This window comes from Polynucleobacter sp. MWH-UH19D (assembly GCF_040409795.1).
GTDB lineage: Bacteria > Pseudomonadota > Gammaproteobacteria > Burkholderiales > Burkholderiaceae > Polynucleobacter.
Window position 1 is genome coordinate 659,736 of record NZ_CP099571.1, and the last position, 17,738, is coordinate 677,473.

Below are 17,738 nucleotides of genomic sequence, written 5' to 3' on the forward strand. Positions count from 1 at the left end.
TTTGCTACTTTTACTTATATCAAGTCACCTAAATGGGCAAAATTTATATTCTGATCAATAACTTAAAGATCTATTCTCAAGTAAGTCTTAGTTTTACTGTGCACCCCTTTGTAATCTTTGGGATTAATTGCTAACTGCTTCTTTGCCTAGTTTTTAAGCAAAAAAATTGACCAATATATCTAAATAAATCAGATGGTTAGAGCGAGATTTCAACTGGTAAGAAATCCCCTAAAACAAGGGTTTTTCCCTTTGAGAAGACATTGATTCCGCCTACGATGTAGCAATCAGCATTGCTTATCTGGATGGAGGTTATATGGGGCAAAAAGAGGCACTTAATCAATCGCAACACAAATCAGAACAGGCTGCGCAGCAGTCTTCAGAGTCTTTTGTGGAGTTGCATATTGAGGACCTCGTTAAGGATCGCCTTTTATGGCAGGCGCAAGTCGGTAGACGCGCCTATCCCAGTGACACCCTTCCTAGTGTGATTCATATTATTGAATCTAGCCTGACAGCGATTAGGTAAGAGCATGAACCTCAAGAGTTATATTGCCCCCACCGCTTTGGCTGTATTTACTGCCATCGCTGGTTTTTATCTATTGATGGGATCTAGCCCAGCGAACACTCGCTCGCATTCCGAGGTCAGCACCTTGGATGCGGAAGTTCTGCGGTATTTTTCAGCAAAAGCGGAACAATACGCTAAAGAAGACGCTGAGGCTAACAGCGCCAAGCCAGTCAAAAAAGCAGACCAGATTTAGGTTGCTTACTTTAGGTTGACCGCCTTCTAGTTATACCCGCAAGGATAGAGTTTGCTCAGTTTCTTGAGCAAAATGTCATCAACGTTCGGCTTAACTGGGTTATCAGCAATCTCTTTAATGCCAGTAGCAACGATCTCTCGATAGTCGGAGATGCTCAGCTTTAAATAGGGTGGAAAGCAGTACAAAGGCACCTGTTTATTGGCAACCAGCACCTTGTTTGCAGTATTGAAGCCAGAGCTAAGGCCCAGTAAATAAGTATTTGTGGTTTGCACTTTACTTTTGTTCTCAAAATCAGCAATGGATAAATCAGCCCAGGCGTTAAAGGAAGTGAAGGCCCCAATCAAAAGTAACAGGAGTAGCGGGAATGGCGATAGTGGTGATTTTTTGATCATGGTCTTTAAGTAAAGCTAAAGTGAAATGAATGAACGCGTAGGAATAATTTAACAGATGCCTAAGGAAATTCCATGCTTTTTCAAGCCATAGTAAGCTATGAGCAATAGATTATTAACAAGGATCATTTATGGCTGATATTGACTGGGATTTTTGGTTCTCAAAGCCCTACATATATACCTGGCAAGCTGCCGCTTTGATCCATGGAATTAACCCCAAGCAAGTGAAGTTTCCGGTGCGCGATGCGGCGGGTGAGCTGCACTTTGATCGCTCCAATTTTGAAGGTCAGTACGATGAATTTAAGGTCAAGCTGGATTTGCTGACTGAGCATGCTTGGATACAAAACTTTTCTGCGCAAAATATGCGAGTGGATTTCAAGCGGTTTTTGTTTTGGGCGCGCCACATTCGTAAATGGGATATGCCACCAAGACTGGCAGCATTTGCGCAAGGGGTTGATCTAGATTCTTTAGATGAGAATGCAGAAGAAAAAGCAAACCTATTAAGAGATGAACGCAATACCCTACAGCTCATTTGGGCACTAAGGACTTTACTCAAAGAGCATCAGTACGGCAAAACAGATCGTGAGCTCATTTATTACCTATCTAAAACTTACCCAGATAAACCTGGGTTTAAGCGACTCGCTTTAGAGATGAAATTTGCGGAAGCACAGGTTGCTTCAGAAATCTAAATTATTTTGGGTAGGCTGTCGCCTTAGGAATGTCATCAGCCGTCCAAGTCTTGCTTAGATCGCCGGTTGGACCAAACTTCACAAATGAATACAAGACGCCCAGAATCAAAGCCACAATGGCGATGGTTTTTGTGATCTTGTGATCGTGTTCTTCTTTAATGACATATTTAGCAGCCGGCTGACGCACTTGAAACACTTCAGGAAAGGCATCTTCAATGGCTTCTTTGGCTGATTTAATAAAGCGGTAAGGTATTTCTTCAGATTCACCGATTTCAATTGCGCGGGCAGCTTTGAAGTATTGTTCGCTAGCTGCACTCAGTATTTTGGCTTTGCGAATCAGGTCAGCATGTCTCTCAAGTTCTTCTGGTGTCATTGTTGTCGTTCCTTATCAAAGACGTCCTTTAGATTGCATGATTCTTAGCGCTTATTTTTGGCTAAAGCCTTATGTTGTTTAATCATTTGATTGCGAAATTTGACAAAAGCCTCGTTAGAGTCAATTGCTTCAATCGCCTCTTTCTCAATCTCACCATTACCGATTTTGTAGCTGATCACCCAATACTGGGCTAAATCGCTAGGTTCAATCGAGATAATCTCAAACTTTTTCACAGTTGATTTGGCTCCTTACATTTAAATGATCATACTCCCAGTAAAATAAACCGTATGGCCTATGAAACCTATCCCCCAGAGCTTGGAAAAATCGATCCTAAATTCGCATTAGACCCACGCTTTATTTTTAAAAACTTGGAGAGGATGTTATCCCCAGGGCCAGTATCAGCAATCTTTAATGTAAAAACCTCTGAAAAATTTCCGGTTAGTGTTCAGAGTTTAGATCCCAAATTGGGTATCAAATTCAAAGTAGAGGAGCCGCCCAAGAATGGTGTGGGTTCGTATCTTCAAGAGTCATACTATTTCGTTGCCGGTCTTGAGAGTGGCAAGCTGCAATTCCCAATTGAGGGCTTAAGATCTGCTGAATCAGGCGCATTGGCTTGCGACGTACCTAAGGGGGTAACACTCATTCAAAGACGGGAAGACTTCCGAGCAAAAGCGCCGCCTGACCGCGCTTTTAAAGCGCTGATTTTCTTTACCGTTGGTAAGGAGATGATTGGGGATATTGTTGATATCTCGGACAAGGGGATGCAGTTAGATCTACGCCTTGGGGCAACCGAGATGGAAGTGGGTACTATTTGGACAAATTGCTCATTAGAACGATTAACCGCAAGAACTGCCAAATTTGATCTCATCATTAAAAACATCAGGCCAAGCCCCTTGGAGAGCTCCCGAATCCGGGTGGGCTGTGAGCTGCATGAACCAACCAAGCTCAATTTAAATGAATTCTTGAGCACCAGAACGGCCATTCAAAGTGCCAGACTAAATCGCCGAATTAACTATTGGTACCAGGATGTTTCATGGAGTTAGGGTATTAATCGCTAGCCCCCCTTAAGGTGCAAACCCCCTAATGCACTAGATGTGTGTGGTAACACTCCCATATTACAATCAACTCTTTACCAATAATGGCTTGCAAGAGTCTAGGAATAGGTTATGGGATACGGCGCACTAGATTTAGCACAATTGAATATGCAAAGAGGCAAGTATGAGGTTGCCTTTGATATTTTGTTTGATGCTGCAGTTAATGATCAAAATGATGATGCGCTCTTTTTGCTGACTAAGATGACCTTTGACGGCAATCTTAATGCCGAGCAGATGGAAAAGTTTTACGAGCTACAAAATGGCCATACCAGCTTAGGTAATGGTTATGCTTTATTCAATGTTGGCTTGATGCACGAACGAGGCCTTGGCAAGGTGCCACAAAGCTACAAAATTGCTGTTGAGTATTACCAAAAAGCCATTAAGGAAGAAGTAAAGGATGCGTTTTGTAATTTAGGTAATATTTACGCCTTGGGTCTCGGTATGGATCAGGGTGTTCCTAGAAATGTTGATCTTGGCATTAAATATCTTACGATTGGTGCTGAAGAGGGCAGTCGTCAGTGCGCATACACCCTAGGATCGCTCTATGGCAAAGGTGAATTTGTGCCGCTAGATCTCAAAAAGGCTTTCTACTTTTTATCTTTGGCCGCACTGCAGGGTCATGATCAAGCGAAACGCGTACTGCATATTTTTGTGCACACCCATAAAGAAAATTATGATGCCGAGATGGAGGCTGCTCAGTATCAATTTGGCAAGATTCAAAATCTTCGACTGCTGTATAAGTGCGTCTAACTCGCTAACTTAATCAATTCGAAAATTCAATTTAAGTTAATGACGATATGATAAAAAAAAGCGTATTCAAAAAATTGAATTTTCCAGCATATGTATTTCACGCTGTTCATACTTTCGTTGTCAAAAATAAAGGCAGAACCTTTCGTCAGAAGGTTTACTCGCTTTTAAATCCAACCCCAACATCTGGAGAGCTGCATCACATCATTGACCATGTGATTGTAATTTCAGTATTACTGTCAGTTGTCTCAATCATTTTGGAGACAGTTCCATGGATTCATGGACCTTTTCAAAAAGAGTTTTATGCCATCGAGTTGTTCACTGTAGCCGTATTCTCGGTGGAATATATTGGGCGCGTGTATTCTTGCTGTGAAGAACCTAAGTACCAAGAGCCTATCTTGGGAAGACTTAAATATATGTTTACGATTGGCGCCTTGATTGATTTGGTAGCAGTGGCGCCATTCTTTGTGGGCCTGATATTCCACGAAACCTTCGACCTGCGCTTCTTGCGAGTCTTTAGGCTGTCACGATTACTTAAGTTGACGCGCTATACCGGTACGCTCAATACTATGTACAAGGCTATCTATCGTGAGCGCCGTGTTTTATTTGCGGCAGCATTTATGATGGTCTTGTTAGTGATTCTGACGGCAAGCCTTGGTTTTGAATTCGAGCATGCCGCGCAGCCCGATAAATTTGACACCATTCCTGATGCAATGTACTGGGCTGTAATTACTCTAGCAAGTGTGGGGTATGGTGACTTAACGCCAATCACCCCAATGGGTAAAGCAATGACTGTGGTAATCAGTCTGATTGGAATTGGTATTTTTGCAATCCCAGCGGGTTTAATGGCATCGGCTTTTACCGATCAGTTACGCATCGATCGCGAAGCATTTGAGAATGAATTCAGAGATGCGATTGCTAAGGGAAGGCTCTCTCCTAGTGATCGACTTGCTTTAGAGGCTGAGGCAGAGCGCTTGCACTTATCGATGGAAGATGTGGATCGCATTACCGATAAGGTTAAGAGTGAGATCATGAGTAATACGGGTGCCTTGCCAGAAGGTATTGCTCCAGAAATCGTATTTGAAAAATATCGCCAGCAAATTAGCCACCTCAAAGTATTCTCTCTGAGTAAGCAATCTGAGCATGTCGAGTTGATGCTCCAAGAAAGCGGCAATGCAACGGAGTTAGAGCGCCAAATTTGGCTCTTAATCAAACAAAAATCTAATTAGATTGCTCAACTTTTAGTAGCTGATAAATCGACTCATGAATTGGGCTAGGCAGATCTTGCTGGCCAGACTCAGTAAGCTCGATACTAATTTTTCCACGCAAAACGATTAAGCCCTTCAGGGTCTCACGCTTATGAAAATGATCGTGCTCTCGATCAATCTCTTGGATTAAAAACTGGTGCAAAAAAGTGTGATTGGATAGGTCGAGCTTTAGTGCAAATGCTAAGCGATCAATCTCCTGATTGAGTTCATGTACAACTTTATGCAGCTCGTTATCAAGGTAAGGCTTATCAATTTGGCTCATATGATTTCAGTGCTTAGCCAATCCATTTGTCCGGGATCTTTCCCGATGGTGTATTGGCAGTTTCTACAGCCCTCCATTATAGGTAAGGCCTTGTAAATACGTCATTTTTTGGCCTTATTTGCGACTTATAATGCTCCATGGTGCTCTTGACGATGGGTTTGACCCGTTGGTTAGTAGAGACATATACCCTTGGTAGTCAGGTTTTACTCAGAAATGTGGATTAAAGAATGAATCAATTATTGAATTTAAGTGGCAAAAAAGGACTCATTCTTGGGGTGGCCAACGATCAAAGTATCGCTTGGGGATGTGCGCTCATGGCAAAGCAGCTGGGTGCTGATGTGATGGTGACTTGCCTTAATGAGAAAGCAAGAGGATATGTAGAGCCACTCACTAGGGCAGAGCAAATCGATCTTGAGATCTGCAATGTGGAAGATCCGGGCGCTTTGGAGGCGCTAGTCAATACTGCGGTAAAGAAATTCGGTCAATTGGATTTTGTAATTCATTCGATTGCGTGGGCGCCACTAGAAGATTTGCATGGACGAGTGGTGGATAGTTCCAGCATGGGATTTGCCAGAGCGATGGAGGTGTCATGTCACTCCTTTGCTACCTTAGCTAAGTTATGTGCACCTCATATGCCCAAAGGAGGCACTTTGCTAACCATGACGTATTTAGGCGCTGATGAAGCAGTGCCTCACTATGGTTTGATGGGTCCTGTGAAGGCTGCGTTGGAATCGTTGGTTCGATATATGGCAGTTGAGTTGGGCGGCAATGGAATTCGGGTGCATGCGGTTTCTCCGGGGCCGATATTGACTCGAGCTGCTTCGGGCATTGATCACTTTGATGAACTGATGCGCGAAGCAGCGCAAAAATCACCATTGGGAAGACCGGTGCGCTTAGAGGAGATTGCTAGCTTGAGTACATTCTTGTGCTCAGATGCTGCATCCGGAATGACGGGTCAAACGATTTATGTGGATGGCGGTTGCCACGCCGTTGCTTAAGGAAAATGAGATGAACGCGCAGTTAGACGACAACGATTTAATAGAGAACATCACGTACGACGAGCTTAGTATTGGTCAAAGTGCTCGCTTATTGCGTACTCTCACACTTGAGGATATTCAGGCATTTGCTGCGGTCTCTGGCGATACAAATCCAGCTCACTTAGATCCTGAGTATGCTAATGACACGATGTTTCATGGCGTCATTGCTCATGGCATGTGGGGCGGGGCTTTAATTTCTGCGCTACTAGGCACCAAGTTTCCGGGCCCTGGAACCATTTATCTGCAACAGGATTTGCATTTTTCAAAACCCGTTCGGATTGGTGACACCTTAGCGGTTGTGGCAACAGTGCTCTCTAAAGATGATGAGAAAAAGCGGGTTGAACTTGATTGTGTCGTGCAAAACCAAAACGGTGAAAAAGTACTGCATGGCACGGCTCGCATCATTGCGCCAACGCAAAAAATATCTAGACCTAGATTGAGTACGCCCCATATTCAGATCTTTGACCCTGAAGCCCGGTTCCATGCGCTATTAGAAAAAACACAAAACTTAGAACCTGTGTTTTGTGCGGTAGTCCATCCATGCGATAAAGAGTCTTTAGCGGGCGCAGTTGATTCTGCGATTGCAGGTTTAATCAAACCGATTTTGATTGGACCAGCTAAGAAAATTTTATCGACTGCAAGTGCTGCTGCTATTGATATTTCGCCATATGAGCTGATTGATGTTCCGCATAGTCATGCTGCTGCAGATAAGGCGGCTGATTTGGCAGTAGAGCGCAAAGTAGAAATGATGATGAAGGGTAGTTTGCATACAGATGAACTCTTGCATGCAATCTTGGCTCGCCCTCAATTAAGAACGGGCAGAAGAATGTCGCACGTATTTCGTTTTGACATCCCGATGTATAGCAAGCCTTTGTTGGTAACTGATGCTGCATTAAATATTCATCCAACACTGATGGAAAAAGTCGACATCATTCAAAATGCAATCGACTTTAGCGTGATCATGGGGGTTACCAATCCCAAGGTGGCGATTTTGTCAGCAGTGGAAACAGTAAATCCCGATATTCCATCAACGATTGAGGCGGCAGCACTTTGCAAGATGGCTCAGCGCGGACAAATTAAAGGCGGGATTCTAGATGGACCATTAGCATTTGATAACGCTATCTCGACTCATGCGGCGCAAATTAAAGGCATTGATTCACCAGTTGCAGGTGAGGCTGATATTTTGAATGTACCTGATTTAGAGTCCGGCAATATGCTTGCTAAACAACTGGAGTATTTTGCTGGGGCAAGTGGAGCTGGCTTGGTATTGGGTTCCAAAATTCCTGTGGCGTTGACTAGTAGAGCCGATAGTGCTCGCACGAGAGTGGCATCTGCCATATTGGGCCTGCTCGTCGCCCATGCGCATCGCCAAAAGAGCTAGCTGCTAGCATTACTTAAATACCAAACTGTACATTTATTATGGCAATTCTTTCTGTCAACGCGGGATCTTCAACTTTAAAGTTTTCGATTTATCCCGTTGATCAAGGTGTTGTTCAGCCCTCGGTCTTGGTAGGTAGTTATGAGGGCTTAGAGCCAAATGGTGCGCCAACACTTAAGTATGGCTTTGAAGGGAAGTTCAAATCCATTCCGCTAGAGTGCGCATCAGGCGATCCTTTTGCTTGCGCCTTAAATCAACTCAAAGAGTTGGTTCTCACTCTTCCAAATATTCCAAAGATTCAAGCAATCGCGCATCGTATAGTGCATGGCGGCTCACTATTTACAAATAGCGTGATCTCCACACCATCGATACTCAATGAGTTATCAAAACTCAATGCATTGGCGCCTTTGCATCAACCGCATAATATTGAAGGGGTGCGCGCATTTGCCACAGCGTTTCCTGATATTCCGCAGGTGCTTTGCTTTGATACTGCTTTTCATAAGACAGTTTCTGAGATTGAATCTGCTTTCGCCCTGCCAACGGAAATTACTTCTGAAGGCGTGAGGAGGTATGGCTTTCATGGCCTTTCTTATCAATACATCATTGGCGCGCTCTTAGATTCCAGCAAGCGCGCTCAGGGTAGAGTGCTCATGGCGCACTTAGGCAATGGTGCGAGTCTTTGCGCCGCTCTTGGTGGTCGGAGTATCGCCACAACAATGGGATTTTCTGCTTTAGATGGACTCATGATGGGAACAAGAGCTGGTTCTTTGGATGCTGGCGTTCTCTTGTATCTCTTGGATAAGGGTTATACATCTGAGCAACTAGAAAAATTACTCTACAAGAAGAGTGGCTTACTGGGGGTATCTGGAATTTCAGCAGACATGCGCAAGCTCAGAGCAAGTCATGATCCATCTGCAATGAAGGCAATTGAAATCTTTACTCATCGAGTAGTGCGCGAGTCAGGCGCAATGATTGCCTGCCTTGAAGGTCTGGATGTGATCGGCTTTAGCGGCGGAATAGGGGAGCACGATCATCAACTACGACAAGCCGTTTGTGAAAAACTGTCTTGGTTGGGCATCAAGCTAGATCAAGATCTCAATTACTACGCGACTAAGGATGAGATATCCAAAATTAGTACAGAGGATAGTCCGATTGAGGTATGGGTTGTGCCAACAGATGAAGGCTTAGTGGCTGCACGCGATGCTCAAGCACTATTAGCTATGTGTTGAGCATCGCCAACAATGATGCAAAAAGACGATTGATTACTAAATAGTTAATTCCTTGGTTTTGGGTAGGCAGTGGATTTAGCAACATCGTCTGCAGTCCAGGTTTTACTTAAATCACCAGTTGGCCCAAAGGCAACAAACGAATAGCAGATCCCCAAAATAACCGCAGCTAAGCCCACAATTTTGAGAACCTTGTAGTCACGCTCTTCCTTGATGACATATTTTGGAGCGGGGTGACGTACCTCAAATACTTCAGGGAAAGCTTCTTCGATAAGTTCTTTTGCTGATTTGATATAGCGATAGCGCTCATCCTCAGGCGCCCCAGCCTCAATGGCTTCAGCAGCCTTGAAGTACAACTCACTAGCAGAGCTCAAAATCTTTGATCTTTGGACACACTCAATGTGTCTTTCTTGCTCGAATGGTGTCATGGCCATGGAATATTCACCCCTTAATTTGAATAGTTCAATTTTACTTTCATGGGGTCAAAAAGTCATCTTTTGGGCATAGTCAAAGTGCTATTAAGTAGGCCAATTCTAGATACGCGCTTGGATTCTTGTAGACTTACCCAAACCAAATTAAATCGATTACAGTTAGGCATATCGAACTCAATCAGCTAGTCTCTTTAATAGATTAGGAGGGTATCAAATGCATTACTCAAGGTATTTTGCGTGGCTCTTTACATTGGTATTGGCAACCCTCTTTTTGCCCTACAGCATTCCGCTAGCGATTCTTTTTGGAATGCTATTTTTAGTTGGTCTTTCTGATGTGATTCAGGGTCGTCATTCGATTTTGCGCAATTACCCATTAACTGGGCATCTGCGTTTTATGTTGGAATACATTCGCCCCGAGATTCGTCAATACTTCTTGGAAGATGATGAAGAAAAAATTCCGTTCTCCAGAAATCAGCGGGCGATGGTCTACAGCCGCTCTAAACAAGTCAATGATAAAAGAGGGTTTGGTTCAACCAAACTCATGTATGGTCAAGATGGGGAGTGGCTTGGGCATTCCAATTGTCCGCAGCATCCCGATCCAACAACCTTTCGCATTCAAATAGGTGGCCCTAGTTGCTTGCAACCCTACTCATTATCAATTTTTAATATATCGGCAATGAGTTTTGGTGCGCTATCTTCCAATGCTATTCGAGCGCTCAACAAAGGCGCAAAGCTCGGTGGATTTGCGCATGACACTGGCGAGGGCTCGATCTCCTCCTATCACAGAGAATTTGGGGGAGACATCATTTGGGAGATTGGTTCAGGTTATTTTGGTTGCCGTAATCCAGATGGAACTTTTTCAGAAACTAAATTTACTGAGCAAGTTGTTGATCCTCAAATCAAGATGGTGGAGATTAAGTTATCTCAAGGCGCTAAGCCTGGGCATGGTGGCGTTTTGCCCGGCCCTAAAGTCACCGCAGAAATTGCTCTAACGCGTGGCGTTCCCGCTGGAGAAGATTGTGTATCACCAGCTAGCCACTCGGCATTTTCTTCGCCGCTAGAGTTAATGCAATTTATTGCGCGTTTAAGAAAATTGAGTGGTGGCAAGCCCGTTGGCTTTAAGTTATGTATCGGTCAACCATGGGAATTTTTTGGGATTGCAAAAGCAATGCTTGAGACTGGTATCTGTCCAGACTTTATAGTGGTTGATGGCAGCGAAGGCGGTACTGGCGCCGCGCCAGTCGAGTTTACGGATCACGTGGGCATGCCCTTGCGCGAAGGTTTACGCTTAGTGCATAACACTTTGGTTGGGATTGGTAAAAGAAAAGAGATCGCGCTAGGGGCCTCCGGAAAAATTATCTCTGCTTATGACATTATTCGGGCTATTGCCCTAGGTGCGGATTGGTGCAATTCAGCGCGGGGCTTTATGTTTGCCTTGGGATGTATTCAGTCAAGATCTTGTCATACCGATAAATGCCCAACGGGTGTTGCCACCCAAGATCCGCTTCGTCAAAGAGCGCTGGTGGTCCCTGATAAGGCAGAGCGTGTTCATGCATTTCATAAAAACACCATGCACTCGCTAGCTGAATTGATTGGGGCGGCAGGGCTCAAGCACCCAAGGGAAGTGACATCGGACTACCTGATGTGCAGGGATGCTACTGGCAAAGCTATTCCATTTTTCTCTAAACTGCCGATCGTGCCTGCAGGCGCTTTATTGCAAGGGGTGAATAGTCAATCAGGCCTGCCTCAAGAATTTGAGCTGTATTGGAATAGGGCGCTGACTAACCAATTTGGATTGGCGCCTTTGATATGATTGTTAAGCACTATTAATGAACAATCTTTTGTTGTCCTGACGATCAGCTTTGATATAACGCATATTAATATTGCTAATATTTACAATATGAAGAGCAAGCATCTATTTTTATTCGGCATCCTTATATTGGCCAATGTGTTAGCAGATGCTAGTGCTAGCTCAACTGCAAACACTCAAAGCAATCAACCTCAAAGTGCGAATAAGGCTAAACAAGGCGCAGTGAGAGATATTTCCTACACTTGTTCAAATGAATATGTAAAGCCTCAAAGTATCAAAATCTTATGGTCTGAAGTGAATCACAATTTACCGATTTCTGTATTGGATGGATTTAATTTGGAAACGTGTATTGGTAAGGTGACTAAAAATACGTTTACTTGGGATCGGGGCACTAGTCAGGCATCTTTAGATCGGCGCACAGGGGCATTAACGATTAAGCCTAAAAAAGATGGTATTTCAATTTCTTTGAAATGTACTGTAGTAGAGTAGCATCAACCCATTTGAGAGATGGGTTGATATTTATCTAAATCAAAATTTATTGCCGAATGATTGCCTCAACAAGAGGATGCTCAATTTTTTTCTCAGACCGAATGGCATAAAAATATTCGTATATGTCTTCGCAATTACCCAGTAACTCCATGCCGTAGGTATCTTTAAGTTCTTTTTCAATCTGCTTGGCCGCAGGGAATGCGCCAAGACCACTGGCAGCAAAGGTTTTTAGGAGAGCGCTATCTTCAAATTCACCAACGACATTAGGCGTGATGCCTTGTTTGTTAAACCATTGATCAATGAGTAATCGTACGGTGGAGTGTGATGTGGGTAAAAGAATGGGTAATTCACTAAGAAGTTCAGGAAAGCGTTTTTTTGAACCCTTTACTAATGACTTTGGGCAATACCAAGCAATCGATGTTTTGGTGAGCTCTTCACTATAGACATTCAGATTTTTATTATTCGGTGCAGGTCGATCGGCCAAAACGATATCTAAGCGATGAAGTGCTAGATCGGCTAATAGATCTTCAAACTCACCTTCATGAGCAATTAACTGAACATCTTGATGCTTGAGAACAGGTTCAAGCAATTTTCTGGTGATGAGTTTTGGTAAACCGTCAGACACTCCAATCGTAATTTTGGTTTTGGGTGATAGGGCCGCATCACGAACGGCTTCAGGCAGCTTCTCGCCAATGGAGAAAATTTGATCTGCAATTTTGAGTGCAGCGTAGCCAGATTCAGTGAGGGTAATGCCCCGGCCTGCCGGCTTGAACAACATATAACCGAGCGATTTTTCGAGTTCGTGGATTTGCGCACTGATGGTTTGGATAGCCATATCCAGGCGCTCTGCAGCCTTAGACATGCTGCCTTCCTTGGCGGCTACCCAAAAGTAATACAAATGGCGGTAGTTATAGGAATTGCTCATATTCAGATTTTTACGAAATTATTGTCAATATATATCTGCTTTTTCCTAAAGACAAATCCTCATAAATTGACCCCATCGGAAACCATGGCATTTATGCCGTACACATAGAGAGGTCAGTCAATTGGAACTATTTAGCCCCGAGTTTTTCTCAGCCTTAATGGCAATTATTGTGATTGATTTGGTCTTGGCTGGAGACAATGCCATTGTGATTGCAATGGCCGCCAGAAATTTGCCAGCCCACCTTCAGAAAAAAGCGATTGTTTGGGGCGCGGTTGGCGCTATTGCGGTTCGTAGCGCCATGACATTAGCAGTGGTGTATTTACTGAATATCCCAGGCTTGATGCTGATCGGTGGTCTGCTGCTAGTTTGGATTGCTTACAAACTACTGAACCCTGCAAAAGATGAAGACGGCGGTCATGACAATGCCTCAACCAGTTTTTGGGGCGCTATGAAAACCATCGTCATTGCTGATGCGGTGATGGGATTGGATAACGTATTGGCAGTTGCAGGTGCATCACATGGAAGTTACTTATTAGTGGTTCTTGGTTTGCTCATTAGCATTCCAGTGGTGATTTGGGGATCGACGCAAATCTTGAAATTAGTTGAGCGCTTTCCATCGATTACCTATGTGGGTGCTGGTGTGCTCGCATGGACCGCTGCCAAGATGATGACCTCTGAGCCAATCGTGCAGGAGTGGCAGGTATTGAGTAACCCAGTGGTGGAATATGCAGTTCACGCATTAGTAATCTTGGGTGTCTTAGGTATTGGATTTATCAAGAGCAGACTAGCGCTTGAAGAGGTGATTGCGCCAGCTGTCGTTGTTCCGGATGCTTCAGAAATATTGCCTCTACAGCAGTCTCAGCAGTCTCAATCCTTAGGAGGAAATGCCATGAATAAGGTTCTTATTCCAGTTGATGGTTCTAGCAATGCACTATTAGCACTAAAGCATGCAGTCAAGATTTACGGCAAAGATACGCACACAGAGATTCATATTTGTAATGTGCAGCCCAAAATTTATCGCCACATTGGTAAGTTCTTTAGTAAAGGCGATATTCAGGAATGGCAAGCAGAGAGAGCGAAGCAAGCTGCCAAATCTGCGGCCGACTATCTTGAAAATGCAGGCGTGAGTTTCTCATTCACTTACGTGACTGGCGATAAGGGTGAGGCACTGCGAGATGAGGCCCAGCGTTTAGGCTGCAGTCGTATCGTCATCGGCTCTGCGAAGAAGAACACGCTAAGCCGACTATTTGAAAACTCAACTACTGCAAAATTGCTTGAGATCAGCGACATCCCAGTCGAGGTGATTACTGGTAAGTCGATCCCAGCGCTAGAGCGTTGGGGTATCCCAGTCATTGGTGCTGGCGCTGCAACCGCCTTGGTTGCAGCAGTCATTGATTAACTAATTGATTCACCAACTGCTTAATTAATAGTCATAACAGTTCAGCGGTACTCCCATTAGCCCTCCTCGCGAGGGCATTTTTTTAAACAATTATCATTAAAAAACAGAATTAAATTCATTAAATATCTGCTTTATTAAGAATATAGAGATCTCTATATTGACCACATGAAGTTCAAAAAGGAGATCAACATGGATGTGATTTTGGAATCAAAAGAAGTGGCAGAGCCAGAACTCAAGACCTTTACTGAGAATCGCGTCAAGTGCTCGTTAAAGCGGCTATTTTGGCTAGTGAGAAAAATCAAGGTCAGCTATAAGGCAGTACCTAGCTCCAAGAACTTATGCAATCAAAATTGCTCGATTGAGTTGCAAACCTTTGATCATCAAAAGGTCGAGTTCAGCGTTACGGCGCGGGACAAAAAGACTGCCCTAGAAATGGCTGTGAAGAAAGTCTACAAACACGTACAAAAAGTCTTTAACAAGGCGCAAAAATATGGTCGCTTATCGAGACATGTGTATGTTTAAAACTTCTTCAGTTCAACCTATAAAAGATGATTGTGATCTAATAGATAAATAAGAAAATTAATAAACGGGGAGTAGCCTGCCCAGCAATGGGTCCCATACATCGACAATCCGACTGTAAAGTCCGGTGTATGGGTAAGTTTTTTAAGGCAAGACCATTTACTGCTGATATAGAAATGGCCTATTTACACAACATACTCCGTTTTTGGCAATCTAGCCTGATATGGTGCCTTGCTGCCCTAAATTGGGGAGGTTTGCGAGGTTTAGCTCCGCGTTTGAATATCACCATGTCTACCATGGGTAACATAAAAATCAGCAATGTCAAAAAGCGGGGGATCCAGGTAGTGTCTCGATGGTTTGCGGCCATCTTTGTCAGCAGTATTTTGCTCAATCATGCTGTTGCCCAAAATCAAAAGTCGTATTCACTCAATGAGCTCATCTTGCTGGCGTTGGAGTCAAGCCCTCAAGTTTTGGCTGCGCGTGATCAGTCCAAAGCGGTAAAAGGACAACTCTCTACAGCAAGAGCGATTCCCAATCCTGAGTTTGAAGTGGGCACTGGTCAGCAACGATCCGTGACTGGGCCACTCACAGTGGGCAACGTTTCTTCTTGGTCTGTGGTGCAGCCACTTGATATGCCCTACACCCGATTTCCACGAGTCAATGCAGCAGAGGCATCGCTAAGATCTGCTGAAGCAACCCGAATCGCATTTGAGATTGAAACGATTTCAAAAGTACAGCAACGCTTTTATGAGTTAATGCGTCGCGAAGCAGAATCTAAGGCAACCGAAGAAGATTTAAGTCTGACCAAGCAGATCCGTGATCGTATGCAGGTGCGCTATGACGTTGGTGAGACTGCTCGCTTTGAGTTGATTCGCTCGCAAACAGAGTTCCTCAATGCGCAAATCGCTGCTGAGTCGAGCAAATTAAGAGTCGAGCAAGCAAGAAGTGCTTTGCGCCAGGCTGTAGGACATGCTTTGCCAGCCAATTTTGTGGTGCTTGCTGAGCAACCCATAGTAGAGACATTGCCCCCATTAAATATCTTGCTATCTGAGTTGCAAGCTCAGAGCCCTGAATTACAAAAAGCAAAAGCAGATGTTGAAGCGAGTGAATCAAAACTCAGTTTTGAGAAAAATGCACGCTTACCAAAGCTGGCATTTAAAGCCTCGCAGTACAACGACCCTAACTTTACGGATCGACTCTATGGTCTGCAAATCTCCATCCCGATTTGGGATTTCAAGGGCGGCCAGATAGCAGAGGCCGAAGCCAATGCTTCAAAAGCCAGAAATCAATTAAATGCCCAGAGTCAAAGCTTGGATCAACAGTTAGAAACTGCTTACAAGCTTTATCAAATGGCCAGCTACCAAGTGAAAATTTTGGAACAAGAGGTGGTGCAGTTGGCTGCCAGTGCACAAAAGATTGCCGAAGTATCTTATCGCTATGGTGAGAGGGGCATGCTTGAGTATCTCGATGCTCAACGAACCTTTCGTGCGGCAAGAAACGACTTAATTAGAGCTAGATTTGATTTAGCTTCTGTGACAACCGAGATTCAACGATTACGTGCAAACCCAGATTGGGTTGCCAAAATTGAAGGTACAAAGCAATGAAAGAAAAAATTGCACAACTGATTAAATTCATCAGTCATTGGAAAGCGGTTCTGCTTGAGCAGGCAAAGCGCTACTCAACAGAATGGTTGAGCCAAGTGACCCAGACACAAAACCAGTATTACCAATTAGCTCATGATTGGTTGGGCACTCGCGTGCCTGTAGTCACTCAGCGCTATGATGCTGGACCAGCTTGGCTGAAAAAGGGGTTGTTTTATTTGCCATGGGTATTTTTATTCCTGATTACGCTCAATTACTTCAATGTATTTGATCGCAGCCCTGCAATTAAATCAGTGCAAGATCCAAACGTAGTAGTCGTAAATCCAGATTTGCACAAAATGATTTCCGATGGCAAGGTGCAAATTGCTCCGTTCGTTGAAGAGCTACGCGCTTCCGGAAGAATTGACTTTAATGAGCTCTTTCTCTCACGGATTGGTGCAAATGTGACGGGCAGGGTTTCTGAAATCCTGGCAGTGCCTGGCCAAATAGTAAAACAAGGTGATGTACTAGCCAAAATTACTTCTACTGAGCTCACCCAATCACAGCTTGCTTACTTAAAAGCCAAAAGTGCTAGTCAATTAGCTGATCAAGCTGCAAACCGCGCCAAGATTCTATATAAAGAAGATGTGATTGCTTTAGCTGAGTTGCAAAAGCGTGAAGCAGAATCTAGTAGTGCTCGGGCAGAGTTTCGCGCTGCGAATGATCAACTACGCGTACAAGGCATGGATCAAGCCAGTATTGATCGCCTGGCTAAATCAGGTGTGATTGAATCAATCAACAATGTGATCGCAACCATCCCTGGAGAAATCGTTGAGCGCAAGATTAATAAAGGCCAAGTGGTGCAACCAGCCGATGCCTTATTTACCGTGGCTGACCTGAGCACGCTTTGGGCAATTTCTGAAGTTCCAGAAAGTAATTCCTATTTAATTCGTAAGGGTCAAAAAGCTTCCTTATTTATTCCAGCTTTGCGCAATCAAGAGATAGAGGGCACGGTTGCGCATGTGGATTCAATCGTCAATCCACAAACCCGTACCGTGGTTGTGCGGATGGAGTTGCCCAATAAAGAAGGGCAAATTAAACCAGGCATGTTGGCAACCATGTTGATTGAAAGTCAGCCTGTTGAAAAAATGGTGGTGCCAGTAGGCGCGGTAGTGCGAGAAGATAACCATGACCATGTCTTTGTCAGAATCGATGATGATCTCTATCGCATGGTGCCAGTCAAGCTTGGCCCTGAAGGCAGGGGATATCGCCCTGTGATTTCGGGATTAAAAGATGGTCAAGAAATTGCGATTTCTGGCGCATACCATCTCAATACCGAACGTAAGCGTCAGCTTAGTGGTGGATAA

General features: G+C 44.1%; 21 protein-coding genes and 1 pseudogene. 16 read left to right on the forward strand and 6 right to left on the reverse strand.

Annotated features, from left to right (window positions below):
- The first annotated feature begins 313 nt into the window (after positions 1 to 313).
- Entirely contained in the window at positions 314 to 523 is a 210-nt protein-coding gene (locus tag NHB34_RS03390; protein ID WP_353428239.1) for a hypothetical protein, read from the forward strand.
- Positions 524 to 527: 4 nt separating this feature from the next.
- A complete protein-coding gene (locus NHB34_RS03395) occupies positions 528 to 755 on the forward strand; it encodes a hypothetical protein (RefSeq protein ID WP_353428240.1) in 228 nt (75 codons plus the stop codon).
- A gap of 26 nt (positions 756 to 781) precedes the next feature.
- Here NHB34_RS03395 and NHB34_RS03400 read toward each other — a convergent pair whose 3' ends face one another.
- On the reverse strand, positions 782 to 1,147 hold the full coding sequence (locus NHB34_RS03400) for a hypothetical protein (RefSeq protein ID WP_353428241.1): 366 nt from the start codon (positions 1,145 to 1,147) through the stop codon (positions 782 to 784).
- Between the two features lie 128 nt (positions 1,148 to 1,275).
- Here NHB34_RS03400 and NHB34_RS03405 point away from each other — a divergent pair, with 128 nt between their 5' ends.
- Positions 1,276 to 1,833, forward strand: a complete 558-nt coding sequence (locus NHB34_RS03405) for a hypothetical protein (RefSeq protein ID WP_353428242.1) — start codon at positions 1,276 to 1,278, stop codon at positions 1,831 to 1,833.
- Position 1,834: 1 nt separating this feature from the next.
- Here NHB34_RS03405 and NHB34_RS03410 read toward each other — a convergent pair whose 3' ends face one another.
- Together NHB34_RS03410 and NHB34_RS03415 are read right to left on the reverse strand one after the other, a co-directional pair.
- Positions 1,835 to 2,206 carry a hypothetical protein gene (locus tag NHB34_RS03410; protein ID WP_353428243.1) on the reverse strand — a complete coding sequence of 124 codons (372 nt, stop codon included), beginning with the start codon at positions 2,204 to 2,206 and terminating at the stop codon, positions 1,835 to 1,837.
- Positions 2,207 to 2,250: 44 nt separating this feature from the next.
- The gene (locus NHB34_RS03415; protein WP_353428244.1) at positions 2,251 to 2,439 is read right to left on the reverse strand and encodes a hypothetical protein; all 189 of its coding nucleotides are present in this window, start codon (positions 2,437 to 2,439) and stop codon (positions 2,251 to 2,253) included.
- Between the two features lie 54 nt (positions 2,440 to 2,493).
- Here NHB34_RS03415 and NHB34_RS03420 point away from each other — a divergent pair, with 54 nt between their 5' ends.
- From NHB34_RS03420 to NHB34_RS03430, 3 genes are all read left to right on the forward strand, one after another.
- Positions 2,494 to 3,249, forward strand: a complete 756-nt coding sequence (locus tag NHB34_RS03420) for a hypothetical protein (protein ID WP_353428245.1) — start codon at positions 2,494 to 2,496, stop codon at positions 3,247 to 3,249.
- A 123-nt stretch (positions 3,250 to 3,372) separates the two neighbouring features.
- Positions 3,373 to 4,050, forward strand: coding sequence for a tetratricopeptide repeat protein (locus NHB34_RS03425; protein WP_353428246.1), 678 nt, complete (start codon positions 3,373 to 3,375; stop codon positions 4,048 to 4,050).
- A gap of 47 nt (positions 4,051 to 4,097) precedes the next feature.
- Positions 4,098 to 5,276: an ion transporter gene (locus NHB34_RS03430; protein ID WP_353428247.1), complete on the forward strand. Its 1,179-nt coding sequence runs from the start codon at positions 4,098 to 4,100 to the stop codon at positions 5,274 to 5,276.
- Here NHB34_RS03430 and NHB34_RS03435 read toward each other — a convergent pair.
- Entirely contained in the window at positions 5,269 to 5,577 is a 309-nt protein-coding gene (locus NHB34_RS03435; protein ID WP_353428248.1) for a hypothetical protein, read from the reverse strand. The two genes, NHB34_RS03430 and NHB34_RS03435, sit on opposite strands and share 8 nt — an antisense overlap.
- A gap of 227 nt (positions 5,578 to 5,804) precedes the next feature.
- Here NHB34_RS03435 and fabI point away from each other — a divergent pair, with 227 nt between their 5' ends.
- The 3 genes from fabI to NHB34_RS03450 are packed head-to-tail and all read left to right on the forward strand — an operon-like array spanning position 5,805 to position 9,221.
- Complete coding sequence (gene fabI, locus NHB34_RS03440) at positions 5,805 to 6,575, forward strand: enoyl-ACP reductase FabI (RefSeq protein ID WP_353428249.1); 771 nt, start codon at positions 5,805 to 5,807, stop codon at positions 6,573 to 6,575.
- Between the two features lie 10 nt (positions 6,576 to 6,585).
- Positions 6,586 to 7,995 (forward strand): bifunctional enoyl-CoA hydratase/phosphate acetyltransferase, encoded by a 1,410-nt coding sequence (locus NHB34_RS03445; protein WP_353428250.1) that lies wholly within the window; start codon positions 6,586 to 6,588, stop codon positions 7,993 to 7,995.
- A 38-nt stretch (positions 7,996 to 8,033) separates the two neighbouring features.
- Positions 8,034 to 9,221, forward strand: coding sequence for an acetate/propionate family kinase (locus tag NHB34_RS03450; RefSeq protein ID WP_353428251.1), 1,188 nt, complete (start codon positions 8,034 to 8,036; stop codon positions 9,219 to 9,221).
- Between the two features lie 44 nt (positions 9,222 to 9,265).
- Here the strand turns inward: NHB34_RS03450 and NHB34_RS03455 are convergent, their stop codons facing one another.
- Positions 9,266 to 9,652 (reverse strand): hypothetical protein, encoded by a 387-nt coding sequence (locus NHB34_RS03455; RefSeq protein ID WP_353428252.1) that lies wholly within the window; start codon positions 9,650 to 9,652, stop codon positions 9,266 to 9,268.
- Positions 9,653 to 9,863: 211 nt separating this feature from the next.
- On the opposite strand from NHB34_RS03455, the gene NHB34_RS03460 reads away from it, so the two are divergent.
- Positions 9,864 to 11,462 (forward strand): FMN-binding glutamate synthase family protein, encoded by a 1,599-nt coding sequence (locus NHB34_RS03460; protein WP_353428253.1) that lies wholly within the window; start codon positions 9,864 to 9,866, stop codon positions 11,460 to 11,462.
- A gap of 87 nt (positions 11,463 to 11,549) precedes the next feature.
- The gene (locus tag NHB34_RS03465; protein ID WP_353428254.1) at positions 11,550 to 11,948 is read left to right on the forward strand and encodes a hypothetical protein; all 399 of its coding nucleotides are present in this window, start codon (positions 11,550 to 11,552) and stop codon (positions 11,946 to 11,948) included.
- 46 nt (positions 11,949 to 11,994) lie between these two features.
- Here the strand turns inward: NHB34_RS03465 and NHB34_RS03470 are convergent, their stop codons facing one another.
- The gene (locus tag NHB34_RS03470; protein ID WP_353428255.1) at positions 11,995 to 12,873 is read right to left on the reverse strand and encodes a LysR family transcriptional regulator; all 879 of its coding nucleotides are present in this window, start codon (positions 12,871 to 12,873) and stop codon (positions 11,995 to 11,997) included.
- A 157-nt stretch (positions 12,874 to 13,030) separates the two neighbouring features.
- Here NHB34_RS03470 and NHB34_RS03475 point away from each other — a divergent pair.
- From NHB34_RS03475 to NHB34_RS03495, 5 genes and pseudogenes are all read left to right on the forward strand, one after another.
- Positions 13,031 to 13,648: pseudogene (locus NHB34_RS03475) on the forward strand (TerC family protein); the annotation flags it as partial.
- Positions 13,649 to 13,762: 114 nt separating this feature from the next.
- The gene (locus NHB34_RS03480) at positions 13,763 to 14,272 is read left to right on the forward strand and encodes a universal stress protein (RefSeq protein WP_353428527.1); all 510 of its coding nucleotides are present in this window, start codon (positions 13,763 to 13,765) and stop codon (positions 14,270 to 14,272) included.
- 165 nt (positions 14,273 to 14,437) lie between these two features.
- Positions 14,438 to 14,794 (forward strand): hypothetical protein, encoded by a 357-nt coding sequence (locus NHB34_RS03485; RefSeq protein ID WP_353428256.1) that lies wholly within the window; start codon positions 14,438 to 14,440, stop codon positions 14,792 to 14,794.
- A 128-nt stretch (positions 14,795 to 14,922) separates the two neighbouring features.
- Positions 14,923 to 16,395 carry a TolC family protein gene (locus NHB34_RS03490; RefSeq protein WP_353428257.1) on the forward strand — a complete coding sequence of 491 codons (1,473 nt, stop codon included), beginning with the start codon at positions 14,923 to 14,925 and terminating at the stop codon, positions 16,393 to 16,395.
- The gene (locus tag NHB34_RS03495; protein ID WP_353428258.1) at positions 16,392 to 17,738 is read left to right on the forward strand and encodes an efflux RND transporter periplasmic adaptor subunit; all 1,347 of its coding nucleotides are present in this window, start codon (positions 16,392 to 16,394) and stop codon (positions 17,736 to 17,738) included. Before NHB34_RS03490 ends, NHB34_RS03495 begins: the two co-directional genes overlap by 4 nt.

Excerpts from the sequence above, each read along its gene's own strand:
- NHB34_RS03390 (WP_353428239.1), top strand. The coding sequence starts at position 314 with ATGGGGCAAAAAGAGGCACTTAATCAATCGCAACACAAATCAGAACAG.
- NHB34_RS03395 (WP_353428240.1), top strand. The coding sequence starts at position 528 with ATGAACCTCAAGAGTTATATTGCCCCCACCGCTTTGGCTGTATTTACT.
- NHB34_RS03400 (WP_353428241.1), bottom strand. The coding sequence starts at position 1,147 with ATGATCAAAAAATCACCACTATCGCCATTCCCGCTACTCCTGTTACTT.
- NHB34_RS03405 (WP_353428242.1), top strand. The coding sequence starts at position 1,276 with ATGGCTGATATTGACTGGGATTTTTGGTTCTCAAAGCCCTACATATAT.
- NHB34_RS03410 (WP_353428243.1), bottom strand. The coding sequence starts at position 2,206 with ATGACACCAGAAGAACTTGAGAGACATGCTGACCTGATTCGCAAAGCC.
- NHB34_RS03420 (WP_353428245.1), top strand. The coding sequence starts at position 2,494 with ATGGCCTATGAAACCTATCCCCCAGAGCTTGGAAAAATCGATCCTAAA.
- NHB34_RS03425 (WP_353428246.1), top strand. The coding sequence starts at position 3,373 with ATGGGATACGGCGCACTAGATTTAGCACAATTGAATATGCAAAGAGGC.
- NHB34_RS03430 (WP_353428247.1), top strand. The coding sequence starts at position 4,098 with ATGATAAAAAAAAGCGTATTCAAAAAATTGAATTTTCCAGCATATGTA.
- NHB34_RS03435 (WP_353428248.1), bottom strand. The coding sequence starts at position 5,577 with ATGAGCCAAATTGATAAGCCTTACCTTGATAACGAGCTGCATAAAGTT.
- fabI (WP_353428249.1), top strand. The coding sequence starts at position 5,805 with ATGAATCAATTATTGAATTTAAGTGGCAAAAAAGGACTCATTCTTGGG.
- NHB34_RS03445 (WP_353428250.1), top strand. The coding sequence starts at position 6,586 with ATGAACGCGCAGTTAGACGACAACGATTTAATAGAGAACATCACGTAC.
- NHB34_RS03450 (WP_353428251.1), top strand. The coding sequence starts at position 8,034 with ATGGCAATTCTTTCTGTCAACGCGGGATCTTCAACTTTAAAGTTTTCG.
- NHB34_RS03455 (WP_353428252.1), bottom strand. The coding sequence starts at position 9,652 with ATGGCCATGACACCATTCGAGCAAGAAAGACACATTGAGTGTGTCCAA.
- NHB34_RS03460 (WP_353428253.1), top strand. The coding sequence starts at position 9,864 with ATGCATTACTCAAGGTATTTTGCGTGGCTCTTTACATTGGTATTGGCA.
- NHB34_RS03465 (WP_353428254.1), top strand. The coding sequence starts at position 11,550 with ATGAAGAGCAAGCATCTATTTTTATTCGGCATCCTTATATTGGCCAAT.
- NHB34_RS03470 (WP_353428255.1), bottom strand. The coding sequence starts at position 12,873 with ATGAGCAATTCCTATAACTACCGCCATTTGTATTACTTTTGGGTAGCC.
- NHB34_RS03480 (WP_353428527.1), top strand. The coding sequence starts at position 13,763 with ATGAATAAGGTTCTTATTCCAGTTGATGGTTCTAGCAATGCACTATTA.
- NHB34_RS03485 (WP_353428256.1), top strand. The coding sequence starts at position 14,438 with ATGAAGTTCAAAAAGGAGATCAACATGGATGTGATTTTGGAATCAAAA.
- NHB34_RS03490 (WP_353428257.1), top strand. The coding sequence starts at position 14,923 with ATGGGTAAGTTTTTTAAGGCAAGACCATTTACTGCTGATATAGAAATG.
- NHB34_RS03495 (WP_353428258.1), top strand. The coding sequence starts at position 16,392 with ATGAAAGAAAAAATTGCACAACTGATTAAATTCATCAGTCATTGGAAA.